A 14,475-nucleotide genomic window follows, 5' to 3' on the forward strand; every position below is an offset into this window, starting at 1 on the left:
ATCACCACTTTGTTTAAGTCTAAATTGCCACTCCTATTGAGTTTATTTATATTGTGATGCTGATTGATCTATTGTGGTTACTCAGTCGTCTGAAAGACAGTTTCCCTAATCTGCTAGTCTGTTATAGTCTAACAGTCTGCTGCCTAATATACAGATAAGAAATGTAAAAATCTGTGATTAACTAATTTTTTGAAATATGTAGTTATATGAAGTTTTAATTCAAATCCAACTTTTAAACCACATTCGTAATTGATAGTCTTGAGGGGAGAGGGGTAAACCCAAATAAATGGGCATCCAGAAGATAAATGCAGCGATGATAGTGAAGGTAATTGTCACACCAAGAACACGGATTATGCGATAATAGCTATGGAGACATTGATCGACAAACCAAGCGATCGCTATAAACGCAAATATGACTGCACCCATATAATGATAAATAAAAACGCACCGATTTACCTTTACCCAAGGTAATAGATTTGCAGCGTAATTGATGACTAAAAACAATGCAATCCACGTATCGACACTTAATTTCTCAGGTAGAAAAAACCGCTTTTGGATGATCCTATATACCAAAATTTTTCCTAATAGCATTCCTACCAAAAATACTATAGCTGCGACACCAAACCACCATAAAATAGGATTACCCATTGCATGGACATCATAAATTATTTTTCCTGTACCAGGAGGTAAAGGAGGACCCAAGACAGGTAGAGAATCTTGAATATTTTGAGTAGTTTGGTAATAATAAGCCATAGGACGAGTCATTAACGGCCATTTGTACCACGCAGCGCAGTAAGGATGGACGCTAGAACTATTACCACCTAACTGGAGGTGAAACTTTAGCATTTGTTGATGAACGGCTATAAATCCATAAGTTTTATCAAGTTGTAAATGAGGAATCCAAATCAGACTATAAACTGATGCTGGGATAATTCCCAAATAAAATATTTTTTGAATCGCGTTAATTTCTGTAAGTTTTTGTATTGGTAATTGATTAGAAAATGAATTTTTGAAAATAGATGAAATACCAGATTGTAGAAAGCGAATTACCCAAGCTAATATCCACAGACAGTAAGCACCGGCAAGCAACCATAAACCATTCCATTTAGTTCCAACTGAAGCACCAAAACTGATTCCGGCTAAAACTAGCCATAACCAACGTTTTTTATTTGCTAAAGCTAATAATAAAAACCACTGTCCTAGTAAACCAAAAAAGATAATATAAACATTACTTAAAGCATAACGCGATTCTACTAAAAATAAACCGTCGCAAGCTGTGAATAACCCTGCTAATAAAGCAAAGCTGCGTCGATAACTTAACTGATAAGTTAATAAAACAACTATTGAGGGAATAAATGAACCGATTAAGGCATTTGTCCAGCGATAATTCCAAGGGGATAATAAAGAACCTGTGAGACTATTTACTGGATCTTGCCAAAAGTGAAAATAACGAGAAAGCCAAATCCCGATTCCAATAATATATTGACTAAGTGGTGGATGGGAATTAAAGAATGGTGTATGAGTAAGATAGTTATTCCCAAATTTAGCAAAATAAACTTCATCAAATACTAAAGTGTTAAATCTATTCAGTCCCCAAAAACGTAAACTGAATGAAAGAATGAATATCGCTAACATTCCGACTCTGAACCAGTTTTTAGTCATTAGAATGGGTGATTGGTGATTGGGGAACAATACAGTGATTTCTGATAATTCAAAAATGCACAATTAATTTTTCTCAGTTATTTAGAAATAACAACAGCTATGTAACTAAAAAACTTAACCATCTACTCTAGACTTCTTGCAAAAGTCGTGATTTTCAAATTCTTCTTTGCGTCTTTGCGCGATTGCGTGAGCTTTTCAAGAATATTCTTGGGAACACCAAAGTATTTATGCAAGAGGTCTTCTGGTAAATAAAGCTCGATAAACAGGTTCACCCCGCGATAAAACACCAGTTTCTCTTTCTGTGGGAATAGGTAGGGGATTTTCCGCTAACCATGTTTCTGTACCAACTTTCTCAAAAGCCGGATGTTCCGCAAAGCGATCGCGCATTTCCTCTGCTACAAATTTTATATCCGATTGGAGAAACACAACCCCCCCAATAGATAAATAATTGGCTAATTCTTTGACTAATTCTGGTTGTACTACACGCCTTTTTGCATGACGATTCTTAAACCAAGGATCAGGAAATTGAATTGTTACACGCTGTAATACTCCTAGTGGTAGTGAAGATAAAAGTGGTTCTAAAGAATTATTCGCATTACAGAACAGATAGTGTAAATTCGTTAAACCCAACTCCAAAACCAATCTATTTGCTTCAACCACCAAAGGTTCTCGAATTTCCAAACCTAAAAAATTCCAGTTCGGTGCTAATTGAGCCATCTGTAAAATAAATTTTCCCCGAGCAGAACCGATATCTAGGTGTAGTTGTTGTTGTGGTTGTGTATATATTTTCTCCCATTCTAGGGGATTGGCTGGTGTTTGATACTTTTTAGCTAGTGGGTTAACGTGTTGACGGACTCGGATCAATGGCAAAATCAATACTCCTTGAGGTAAAATTATAATACGACTTGATTATTTATCTAAATCAGGATATCCAGGATTTTAAGATTTAGAGGATCTTATTTTAAAAGTATCGTGTTTTGATTTTCTCCCTTTATCTGTGTTTATCTGCGTTTATCTGCGTTCTAATATAGGATGATGTCCTGGGTAGGAAATTAGGTTGATTGATACCCTATTATAACTTGAGTAAAGATAGTATTATTGAAAGCTATTTCACTGTGCAACATTCCTTCAGCCTGTCAATATGTCAGAAAACCTAGCAGCATCCTTAAACGAACATCTTCCCCACCCCAGCAACAGCCAAAATACAATTCGGATTCGAGGTGCTAGGCAGCATAATCTCAAAAATATTGATTTGGAGTTGCCACGCGATCGCCTAATTGTATTTACTGGCGTTTCTGGTTCGGGTAAGTCTTCTTTGGCCTTTGACACCATCTTCGCTGAAGGTCAGCGTCGTTATGTGGAATCTCTCAGCGCCTACGCTCGTCAATTTTTGGGACAGTTGGATAAACCGGATGTGGAAGCCATTGAAGGTTTAAGTCCGGCGATTTCCATTGATCAAAAATCAACTTCTCATAACCCCCGTTCCACTGTGGGGACGGTGACAGAAATTTACGATTATCTGCGACTGTTGTTTGGTAGAGCCGGTGAACCCCATTGTCCCATCTGCGATCGCTGTATTGCTCCCCAAACTATCGACGAGATGTGCGATCGCATTTTAGAACTACCCGACCGCACCCGGTTCCAAATTCTCGCCCCTGTGGTTCGTGGTAAAAAGGGAACTCACCGCAAACTTTTATCTAGTTTAGCAGCCCAAGGATTTGTCCGCGTCAGGGTCAATGGAGAGGTTCGAGAACTGTCTGATTCCATTGAGTTAGATAAAAATATTACCCACACTATTGAACTGGTTATTGATAGATTGGTTAAAAAGTCCGGTATTCAGGAGCGTTTGGTAGATTCTCTCTCAACCTGCCTTCAGCAATCTAACGGAATTGCTATAATTGAAGTATTAAAAGATACATCCGATAAGGTAACGCTGGAGCGACGTGATAGTAAGTATAACATAACCGACCCAGAAAATGCAACTATTTCCTCACAGGAATTACCCGAAGAAATGGTGTTTTCTGAAAACTTTGCTTGTCCAGAACATGGTGCGGTAATGGAGGAATTATCACCAAGATTGTTTTCTTTTAATTCTCCCTATGGTGCTTGTCCCCATTGTCATGGTTTGGGTAGTTTGAGGAGATTCGCGCCGGAGTTGGTAGTACCCAACCCAGAAACACCGATTTATACAGCGATCGCACCATGGTCAGAAAAGGATAATTCCTATTATTTAGAGTTACTTTATAGTTTGGGACAGATATACGGGTTTGAATTACAGACCTTTTGGAGTCAACTGACAGAGGAGCAACAAAAAATTATCTTGTATGGAGAAGAAGGAAAAACCACTGAAGGCAGGAAACAAAATTTTAGAGGCGTAATTCCCACCTTACAACGGCAATATGAGGGTGGTTCGGAATTGGTAAAACAAAAATTAGAAGATTATTTAATTGATCAACCATGCGAAGTTTGTGGGGGAAAAAGATTAAAACCGGAAGCCTTAGCAGTGAAGTTGGGACAATATGGAATTTTAGATTTAACAGCGGTTTCCATTCGCGATTGTCGAGAAAGAGTGGAAGAATTGAAACTGAGCGATCGGCAAACCCAAATAGCCGATTTAGTGTTAAGGGAAATTAAAGCCAGATTGCAATTTTTATTAGATGTCGGTTTAAATTATCTCACCCTGGATCGTCCAGCCATGACCCTTTCTGGTGGAGAAGCCCAACGCATTCGACTAGCCACACAAATTGGTTCTGGTTTAACAGGAGTTCTCTATGTTTTAGACGAACCCAGTATAGGTTTGCATCAAAGAGATAACGGTAAATTATTAAAAACCTTAACCAAATTACGGGACTTAGGAAATACCCTAATAGTAGTTGAACATGACGAAGAAACCATCCGCGCAGCTAACCATATAGTTGATATTGGACCCGGTGCAGGAATTCATGGTGGACATATTGTTTCCCAAGGAGATTTACAATCATTATTAGATGCAGAAGATTCTTTAACAGGTGCTTATTTATCAGGTAGGAGAGTAATTCATACTCCCTCCCAACGCCGGGAAGGTAACGGACGCAATTTAGTAATTAAAAATGCTCAAAAGAACAATTTAAGAAATATAGATGTAGAAATTCCCTTGGGAAAACTTGTTGCTGTGACAGGTGTTTCTGGTTCAGGGAAATCTACTTTAGTTAATGAATTACTTTATCCAGCTTTACAACATCACCTGTTGAAAAAAGCTCCTTTACCCAAAGGAATGGAAGAAATCAAAGGATTAAATGCCGTTGATAAAGCCATTGTGATTGACCAATCACCCATTGGGAGAACTCCTCGCTCTAATCCTGCAACTTATACAGGGGTGTTCGATGTGATTCGTGACGTATTTTCCCAAACTGTAGAAGCGAAAACCAGAGGTTATAAACCCGGACAATTTTCTTTTAATGTTAAAGGTGGACGTTGTGAAGCTTGTAGTGGACAAGGTGTAAATGTCATTGAAATGAACTTTTTACCCGACGTTTATGTACAGTGTGAAGTTTGTAAAGGTGCGAGATATAACCGGGAAACATTGCAGGTAAAATATAAAGATAAATCAATTTCTGATGTTCTCAACATGACTGTTGAAGAAGCTTTAGAATTTTGTCAAAATATTCCCAAAGCTGTAACTAGATTACAAACTTTATTTGATGTTGGTTTGGGTTATGTCAGGTTAGGACAACCTGCAACTACTTTATCTGGTGGAGAAGCGCAACGGGTGAAGTTAGCGACAGAGTTATCTAGACGTGCCACAGGAAAGACACTCTATTTAATAGATGAGCCAACAACAGGTTTATCTTTTTACGATGTCCATAAATTATTGGATGTTTTGCAAAGATTAGTTGATAAGGGGAATTCAATTTTAGTCATTGAACATAATTTAGATGTAATTCGTTGTGCTGATTGGGTAATAGATTTGGGTCCAGAAGGGGGAGATAAAGGAGGAGAAATAATTGCAGTGGGAACACCAGAAGATGTGGCGAAAAATCCTAAATCTTACACTGGGGAATATTTACGCCAGGTGTTGCAACAGTATCCGGTAACTGTCTAAATCAGGATTTTTTGGATTTACAGGGATTTTTGGCTGTCTCACGCAGAGGCGCGGAGGCGCGGAGAGAATTGGAGTAATATATAAAGTAGTGGAAATCTGGAAATTTATATGACTCTCACCATTGAAGATGTAGAAAGGCTCCAAGAAAAATTAAGGGAAGATGAGGATGACTATCAAGTTGAATTGCAAGAGGGGAATATTTTAGTTATGGGTCCATCGGATATTGAATCTAGTGAAATTGGGGCCGAGTTAATATTTTTGCTGAAATTATGGATTAATCCCCGGAAACTTGGACGGATATTTGACTCAAGTGGTGGTTTTATTATGCCAAATACAGATTTACGCGCACCTGATGTTTCTTTTGTAGCTGCGGAAAGGTTAAAAAGAACGGTAAGAGATTTTGGTAATTTAGTCCCTGATTTGGTTGTGGAAATAAAATCAAAAACAGATAGAATTTCTAAGTTAGAAGATAAAGTTAAGTTGTTTTTAGAGTTAGGTGCAAGAATAGGAATTTTAATTAATCCAGATGAATTAACTGTGAGTGTTTATCGTCCCAATGGTGATGTTGAAGTTTTGACCGGGGATGATAAGTTAACGATTGTTGAGTTATTTCCTGGTTGGGAAGTGGCGATTTCTGAAATATGGCCACCTGTGTTTGAGTAGGTTACCATTAAAATAGAAACCCTGTTGTCTATAATGTTTACTATTGGCTACCCTTATTTTTTCAAATTCCCTGACAAAGATAGCGATCGCTTTCACTAATATCAGGATTTTTGAGATAAGCATCTAACCAATTACAGCCGCGCGTTAATAAATCATCTAATCCTTCTACTTTCCAGAGTAGGATAGGATTCTCTATGTAAGTATCAATGACAATATATTTACTATCAACAGTAAAACCCACGTTGAGAGAATATCCATCTCCTGTACTCAATCTCCGATTAATTTTTGCAAAAACTCGTGGATCTGTAATTTTTAATTCAGCAAGTTTACGCCCTGCTAAATCCCACATTCTCACCATTCTGTTAGTAGTGCTTCCTGCTACAATTCTCTGCCCATCGGGACTAAAACTAATGCTAAAAAACCAGCTTTGTTGTCCTTTAATTTGAGCGATAATTTTGTAATTAGATCCTACTTGTCTGATCATCAAGCCGCTATCATCTACAGTCGCAATATATTGACTATCGGGACTAAAAATTATTTTGCTGATTTTAGTTTGAGAAGATTTTAATTCTTCTACCAATTTACCAGATAAATTCCAAAATCTAACTTTTCCATCTTCGCTTAAACTGGCAATATGTTGTTTATTTGGACTGAATATAACCGTATTAAACCAATTTTTTTGACCTTTTAATTCAACTATTTGTTTATTTCCTAATTCCAGTTCAACCTTGCCATCAGCCCATAATGGATAAATGAAATCATCTACCTCACTATTAAAATATTTATTACCCAGAATTTTTCTTGATGTCTCTTTTGGAACTGCTACAATTTGTAATTCTGGCTGTGATTTCCAAATTTGAATAAAGTCTTGATATTCAGATACTTCTCCAGTCAGAATATTTTCTCCATCTTGAGTAAATTTTATTTCTCCATAATAACTAAGTATAGATTGAGAAGTATTTATAATCTGATTTGAGTCAATATATTTCAGGAAGTGTAAAATTTGTGTGCCTTCACCACCATCCCACTGTTCTAAAACAGCAATATTTTTGGCATCCTGACTAAAAATTACTTTCCTAACAGAAAATATCTGATTACTACCAAAATTTCCGATTTTTGTACCATTTACATCCCAAAAACTAACATCACTATTGCCATCCTCAGATGAATTTCTGACGGCAATTATTTGTAAATTAGGACTAAACCATATTTTTTCATATTCTTGAAAATTATTAATATCAAAAGAATCAGTGATTTTAAAAGCAGTATTTATTGGTTGTTGCGGTGATTGCCAAAATCGGATTGTCCCATTTTCTCCTAATGTGATAAAATTAGGTATGTCAGGATTATAGATAATTATGCTCTTTCCATGACCTGTGTTAAAATCAGCCAATTTATTTTTTAAAGCAGATTTATTTGAGAAATTTTTTAATAAATCAGAATTTTGAGAAGCTTTAACTTGATTTTTAACTTGAATGCGATCTAAGATAGTTTGCAAAGCTAAAATTGGACTAACGGCAGGATAATCTTTTAAAGGACGGCTATTATTTACTTTGCTTTGTAAATCTCTACCAGATCGTATTGCTAAAAGTAACGATTCTATATCTTGATCAGCGTCAAATTTATTGAGAGAATTTACACCTTCTAATTCAAGTCTTGTAGCTGTGCGTGCATCTTCTCCTAATTTCCATTGCCAGAGAGCTAAACCAGCTAAAATTGAAACTGCTAATAAACCTCCAGAAAGCCATTGAATAATTCGTTGTCGTTGTTGTGCTTCAGCTTGTTTAAGGCGATCGCGTTCTTGGATACTCTGCTCGATAAATTCTTTCTCATCAATTAAATCTTCTGAGCGTTCTTTCAGTTTTTCTTCTGCTTCCTCTAATGCTGCACCACGCAACAATGAACCCGAATCTCGCTCCGTTGCTTCCCATTGTCCCTTTGCTGAACGCAGTCGTTCTTGCCAAGCTCTAAAAACACGGTTTGTATTCATCCATTCTCGCAGTTCTCCCCAGTTCCGAATCAGAGCTTCATGAACTACTTCCACTGTTTCTTGACTGGTAAGATTGCGACTTGTCACCACTAACCGAGCATCAGCCAATTGTTTTACCAAAAACCAATTTTCATCCCCTAATTCTGCTTTCATGGCTATACGTCTTGTATCTTCTGTTCCCTCACCTGGACGTACTAATTGAATAAAAATCCGCCGGACTTTTTCCTTCTCTTCATCTTTTAAATTGCCATATTTCTCATCAGCATGACGAGCTAATGCACCTTCTACTTGACCAATTTCTTCATAGGTTTTATGAGTTAATTGTTTACCTGTTCGCTTGTTCCACAATTCAGTTAAAGCAAACTCTAACAAAGGCAAATTGCCAGGTTGATTCTGCACATCATCTAAAATGCGTTCTACCAGTCCTGTTTCAAATTTCACCCCTAATTTTTCGGCAGGTTTTTCAATAACTTCTGTTAGTTCTTCCCGATTCATTGGTCCCAACTTGATGTCCGCATTTTGCAAGATATCAGCAAAGGGACGATAGGAAAGAGCATTTCCTAAAAAATCTGCCCGCATTGTTGTTACTAACACGGTAGCTGATGAAGATAGGGAAGTAGGGGTTTCTAAACTAGCTAATAAACAATCGAGAAATTTGCGGCGAATTTCCTGATTGTGACAGAGGGTGTAAATTTCTTCAAATTGGTCTACAATCAGTAACAGCCGGTAATTAGGGTGATTTTGGTGAATTTTAGCAAAAATATCAGCTAGAGGCACAGAGGCATTTTGCAAGTAATCAGCTAACTTGCGGGATTGGAAAATTTGTTCTGTTTGATCTAGGTTGGGTGTATAAAGAGGGACAAGAGCTAGAGCGATCGCCTGAAAAGGATCAGAACCAGGACGGAAGTGTGTAAACTGCCAATGACCCTCTTTTTGCAATTTAGGGACTAATCCAGCTAGTACCACCGAAGACTTACCGCTTCCTGAAGCACCTAGCACGGGAATAAAATTACTGTTTTTAGTGCATTTATCAAGTTTGTCTATAAATATTTCCCGTCCAAAGAAAAATTCAGCATCATTGGGTCCAAAGTGAAACAGACCCCGATAAGGACAAGGTATATCTTCATCAACAGCACCAGTAGAATCTGCAGGGGCTAATTTTGCTTCTTCTCGATAGTAGTAGTTGGTGATGGTGATAGTTGCATCCCCAGTTGCTGAGGTAGCTGCGTATTCAGTCCCTGTAATATTTTGTTGAATCTCCCTTTGTTCAGACATTAACAGCCACCGTGGGTTTTAAATCCTCAATTAGTCCGCGTAGGCGGACTTTGTTTGTGTAGCCGCGACTTCTAGTCGCCAGGGCTATTCTTCCCTTGACGTGCCTTTTTCTGTGATCCCACTAATACTAGCATTACCAGAACCAGAGGTGGCTGCATATTTGACGTTACTGATATTTTGGTTAATAATTTGCTGTCCACCGGGCTGTTCTTTAACTTGATTGAGTAAACTTTGAGCTAACTGAATAATTTCGTCATCCTTTTCGAGTTGATCAAGCCCCGATTCTGTTAACTCATCTTCTAAAAGAGCTTTCGTTTTTTCTGGTTTCTGTTCAAATTTATCTAAAATTGTGGATGAATCTGTTTTTCCTTGTTCTGCAAACCTCTTTTTAATCAAGGTTTTTAAACCCAGATAGGCATCTTTAACGGCAGTTCCGGCGGTATCCTTAGCAGCAGCGATCGCACCAGCCCCTAAAGCAGCAATAATCAGAGAAATAGGTTCCATCGTTAATCCTTAATAATGTGTACAAAAATAAATAATTGTTTTCGGTTTTTAAATTATCGACAAATGCTGTCTTATCCAAATCCGAAAAGCTTTAATTGTTGCATTTCTACCTGCTGTCATACTTTTTTCAAGATATTGGGGAATAACTTCGATTAAAGGTAAATTTGGAAAATTTAAACTTGACTGAGATTCTACATAAATACCATTTTGCAAGATATTAATTTTTAACTTGCCTTTTTCAAATTGCCACAATTCTGGGACTTTTAAAGTTTGATAAATATGAGGATATGTACGGGAGGTAATATCAATTTCTAAGGCTAAATCTGGTGGAGGATCAATCGTTAAATCTAATCGCTTTTTACCGCGAATTAGAGTTTCATGTCTAATATAAAAACATTGATCTGGTTCTATACCTTGAACCATGAATTTATTTTTAAATGTAGTAGAGCCAAGACTAACAAACTCACGATCTAGTTCTTCTAGCAATGCTTTAACTAAATCACTGATTATTTCTTTATCATATTCATGTTCTGGTAATGGAGCCATAATTTCTAATGTTCCCCTATCATAAGCAATTCGGGCTGCACGATGTTCTCCTAATTCTTCAATAATTGTTTCTAATTCTGGCCAAGTGACATCTTTTAATACTACTCTTTGTCCTGGTGGTACATGAATGCGCTTTAATTCCAATAACATCTTTGCCAATCCTTTAAGTTAATTAAGGGCAATTAGTCTGGCTTGAAGAAAAACTTTGCCGTTTGGTAGACATGGGGCTGATAATTAAAATTGAGCTAAAATTGAGCGATTGTCTACGAGATGCTAGTCCAGCGTTCTCCAGTCCCCAACATGACCTACAATTATTTACAATTGTTTAAAATATTTCTAAGATCAATTAAACTAACAGTTTTGAGGGTACTGAGACACACTCACCTTTGTCAATGCTATCCTAGTTTTGCAAGTAACACCTCAAGCTAAGGTTACAGCCCTATGTGCTTTGATGAGTATCATACCATCAGCAGCAAGCTAAAGGTAGTTTAGTCCAATTTTCATTTCATTATTGAGGAGAAGAGTAACGCATGGGCAAGGTAGTCGGCATCGACTTGGGTACAACCAACTCAGTAGTCGCCGTGATGGAGGGTGGCAAGCCGGTGGTAATTGCCAATGCAGAAGGAATGCGAACAACCCCCTCCGTCGTTGGCTTCAGTAAAGAAGGTGAACGGGTAGTAGGGCAAATGGCGCGACGACAAACCGTCCTGAATCCCCAAAATACATTTTTTGCCGTTAAACGCTTCATAGGGCGTAAATATGGTGAACTCAACCCAGATTCTAAGCGTGTACCCTACACAATCCGTAAAGATGAAATTGGTAATATAAAAGTCGCCTGTCCCCGTCTTAATAAAGAATTTGCCCCGGAAGAAATTTCGGCGATGATTCTCAAAAAACTGGCAGATGATGCTAGTCGTTACTTGGGTACACCGGTAACTGGTGCTGTGATTACTGTTCCTGCCTATTTCAATGACTCCCAACGCCAAGCTACCCGCGACGCTGGCAGAATAGCTGGGTTGGAGGTGTTGCGAATCCTCAATGAACCTACGGCGGCCTCCTTAGCCTACGGTTTAGAACGAGGTGATACAGAAACAATTTTGGTTTTTGACTTGGGTGGTGGAACTTTTGATGTTTCGATTCTAGAAGTAGGTGACGGCGTATTTGAAGTTAAATCTACCAGTGGAGATACTCAACTTGGTGGTAATGATTTTGATAAAAAAATAGTTGATTGGTTAGCAGAACAATTTTTAGAAACCGAAGGGGTAGATTTAAGACGCGATCGCCAAGCTTTACAAAGATTAATGGAAGCCGCAGAAAAAGCGAAAATAGAACTTTCTGCCGTCAGCATCACTGATATTAACTTACCCTTTATCACCGCTACAGAGGATGGACCCAAACACATCGAAACCCGTCTGACACGTTCTCAATTTGAAGGACTTTGCAGCGACTTAATCAGCAGAGTGCGAATACCAGTCAAACGGGCGTTAAAAGATGCCGGACTATCGCCAGCAGATATTGAAGAAGTTGTACTAGTGGGCGGTTCCACAAGGATACCGATGGTAAAACAGCTAGTCAGAGATTTAATTGGTATAGAACCCAACGAAAACGTCAACCCTGATGAAGTGGTGGCGGTTGGTGCAGCTATTCAAGCGGGGATTTTGGCTGGGGAACTCAAGGATGTACTGTTGTTAGATGTCACACCCCTATCTTTGGGATTAGAAACCATCGGCGGTGTAATGAAAAAACTCATTCCCCGTAACACAACTATACCAGTACGACGCTCGGATATCTTTTCTACCTCAGAAAATAACCAAAACAGCGTAGAAATCCACGTTGTCCAAGGTGAAAGGGAAATGGCCGCCAACAACAAGTCTTTAGGGCGGTTTAAGTTGTATGGCATCCCCCCCGCACCGAGAGGTATTCCCCAAGTCCAGGTATCCTATGATATTGATGCCAACGGGATTTTACAGGTGACTGCCCTCGATCGCACCACCGGAAGAGAACAGAGTATCACGATTCAAGGGGCTTCTACTTTGAGCGAATCGGAAGTTAATCGGATGATTCAAGATGCTCAAAAATACTCAGAAGTTGACCGGGAACGCAAAGAACGGGTAGAAAAACGCACTCGCGCCGAAGCTTTAATTTTACAAGCAGAACGGCAATTGAGGGAAGTATCCTTAGAAATGGGGATGCAATTTGCCCGCAACCGTCGCCAAAGAATTGATAATATTTGCCGACAACTACGTGAGGGATTGAAAGAAAATAGCGATCGCGCTATAGATCAAGCTTATGTGGATCTTCAAGATGCTTTGTATGAACTGAATCGAGAAGTCCGTCAGTATTATGCTGAAGACGAAGATGAAGATCTATTCGGTGCAATCCGTGAAATCTTTACCGGTGATAAAGAAAAGGAAAGGGATTTTTCCAGAGAAACCTATCGAGAACGGGATTCTTATAACAGGGATTATGGCAGAGACAATCGTTCCCCCTCCTATGATAGTCGTCCAGCCCCTAGAAAACGTCCTACCTACCAAGATAATTGGGATGATGATGATGATTGGCTGTAATTAAAAGGAGGCAAAAGGCAGGGGGCAGGGGGCAGGAGGCAGGGGAGGCAGGGGGCAGGGGGCAGGGGAGGAATAAATCTTTTATTACCAATCACCAATCACCAATCACCAATCACCAATCACCAATCCCCTCTTCCTTAAATTAATGACACTTTTAAGATAAATAAAAAACTATGCAAAATTTGCAGAATTTCCGCGATTACTACGAAATTTTAGGAGTATCTAAAGATGCTTCTAACGAAGAAATTAAAAAAGTTTATCGTCGGTTAGCTAGACAATATCACCCCGATCTCAATCCGGGAAATAAGGAAGCAGAAGAAAAATTTAAAATTGTCGGTGAGGCTTATGAAGTTCTTTCTGACCCCACTCGCCGATCGCAATATGACCAGTTTAGCCGCCATTGGAAACAAAAAGGCTTTGCCGGTGGTAAACAAGCACCAAAAACTAAAGTTTGGGAAGATAATCGTCCCAATGGTCGCAGTGGTAAACAGGAGGTAGACCCCAGCGAATTTAATGATTTTGAAAGTTTTATTAATCAAGTTATTGGTGTCAACAATCCCCAAAGTTCTCGTACCAGTGGAGGTAATACCACAACCAGCGACCCCTTTCGCACACCCCGAACCAAAGTTTCCTATACAGTTAATACTCCCCCACCCCGTAGCAGCCGTCGAGATATTGAAGCTAGATTGACTTTACCTTTAGAAAAAGCTTATCAAGGTGGTAACGAAAGGATACGATTAGAAGATGGGCGATCGCTAGAAGTAACCATGCCCCCAGCAATGGTAACAGGTCAAACCATCCGCTTGCGAAATCAAGGCATTGGCGGTGGTGATTTATATTTAAAAATTACCGTTGAACCCCATCCTTTGTTTAAATTAGAAGGCGCTAATATTTTCTGTCAAGTACCAGTAACCCCCAGTGAAGCAACTTTAGGTGGTCAAGTAGAAGCCCCCACCCTAGATGGACCCGTGAAAATGACCATTCCCCCAGCAGTTAGGTCTGGTCAACGATTTCGCCTCGCCAATAAAGGCTACCCCAGCGAAAACGGTAGTCGCGGTGATCAATTAGTAGAAATTCAGATCCTCACCCCCAAAAACCTCACCCCAGAAGAACGGGAACTTTACGAAAAATTGCGAGAAATAGAAACCTTTAAACCCCGTAGTGATTTATTGGGTTAAAACCTAAAT

At 38.9% G+C, this 14,475-nt stretch carries 9 protein-coding genes; 4 read left to right on the forward strand and 5 right to left on the reverse strand.

The features are described 5' to 3' along the window. Positions 1-219 precede the first annotated feature (219 nt). Both VB711_RS09695 and trmB read right to left on the reverse strand, forming a co-directional pair. The gene (locus VB711_RS09695; protein ID WP_323285704.1) at positions 220-1,662 is read right to left on the reverse strand and encodes a dolichyl-phosphate-mannose--protein mannosyltransferase; all 1,443 of its coding nucleotides are present in this window, start codon (positions 1,660-1,662) and stop codon (positions 220-222) included. Positions 1,663-1,887: 225 nt separating this feature from the next. Next, entirely contained in the window at positions 1,888-2,532 is a 645-nt protein-coding gene (trmB, locus tag VB711_RS09700) for a tRNA (guanosine(46)-N7)-methyltransferase TrmB (protein ID WP_323285706.1), read from the reverse strand. Positions 2,533-2,803: 271 nt separating this feature from the next. Between trmB and uvrA the strand changes: the two genes are divergently transcribed. Both uvrA and VB711_RS09710 read left to right on the forward strand, forming a co-directional pair. After that, positions 2,804-5,743 carry an excinuclease ABC subunit UvrA gene (gene uvrA, locus VB711_RS09705; protein WP_323285707.1) on the forward strand — a complete coding sequence of 980 codons (2,940 nt, stop codon included), beginning with the start codon at positions 2,804-2,806 and terminating at the stop codon, positions 5,741-5,743. A gap of 108 nt (positions 5,744-5,851) precedes the next feature. Beyond that, positions 5,852-6,406: a Uma2 family endonuclease gene (locus tag VB711_RS09710; protein ID WP_323285708.1), complete on the forward strand. Its 555-nt coding sequence runs from the start codon at positions 5,852-5,854 to the stop codon at positions 6,404-6,406. A gap of 61 nt (positions 6,407-6,467) precedes the next feature. On the opposite strand, the gene VB711_RS09715 is transcribed toward VB711_RS09710, so the two are convergent. From VB711_RS09715 to VB711_RS09725, 3 genes are all read right to left on the reverse strand, one after another. After that, positions 6,468-9,671, reverse strand: coding sequence for a WD40 repeat domain-containing protein (locus tag VB711_RS09715; RefSeq protein WP_323285709.1), 3,204 nt, complete (start codon positions 9,669-9,671; stop codon positions 6,468-6,470). 84 nt (positions 9,672-9,755) lie between these two features. After that, positions 9,756-10,175 carry a hypothetical protein gene (locus tag VB711_RS09720; RefSeq protein WP_323285710.1) on the reverse strand — a complete coding sequence of 140 codons (420 nt, stop codon included), beginning with the start codon at positions 10,173-10,175 and terminating at the stop codon, positions 9,756-9,758. Between the two features lie 48 nt (positions 10,176-10,223). After that, the gene (locus VB711_RS09725) at positions 10,224-10,871 is read right to left on the reverse strand and encodes a Uma2 family endonuclease (RefSeq protein ID WP_323285712.1); all 648 of its coding nucleotides are present in this window, start codon (positions 10,869-10,871) and stop codon (positions 10,224-10,226) included. A gap of 380 nt (positions 10,872-11,251) precedes the next feature. Between VB711_RS09725 and dnaK the strand changes: the two genes are divergently transcribed. Both dnaK and VB711_RS09735 read left to right on the forward strand, forming a co-directional pair. Beyond that, complete coding sequence (gene dnaK / locus VB711_RS09730; RefSeq protein WP_323285713.1) at positions 11,252-13,288, forward strand: molecular chaperone DnaK; 2,037 nt, start codon at positions 11,252-11,254, stop codon at positions 13,286-13,288. 173 nt (positions 13,289-13,461) lie between these two features. Continuing rightward, the gene (locus tag VB711_RS09735; RefSeq protein WP_323285714.1) at positions 13,462-14,466 is read left to right on the forward strand and encodes a J domain-containing protein; all 1,005 of its coding nucleotides are present in this window, start codon (positions 13,462-13,464) and stop codon (positions 14,464-14,466) included. Positions 14,467-14,475: the final 9 nt, after the last annotated feature.

This window comes from Cronbergia sp. UHCC 0137, from assembly GCF_034932285.1.
Classification (GTDB): domain Bacteria; phylum Cyanobacteriota; class Cyanobacteriia; order Cyanobacteriales; family Nostocaceae; genus Cronbergia.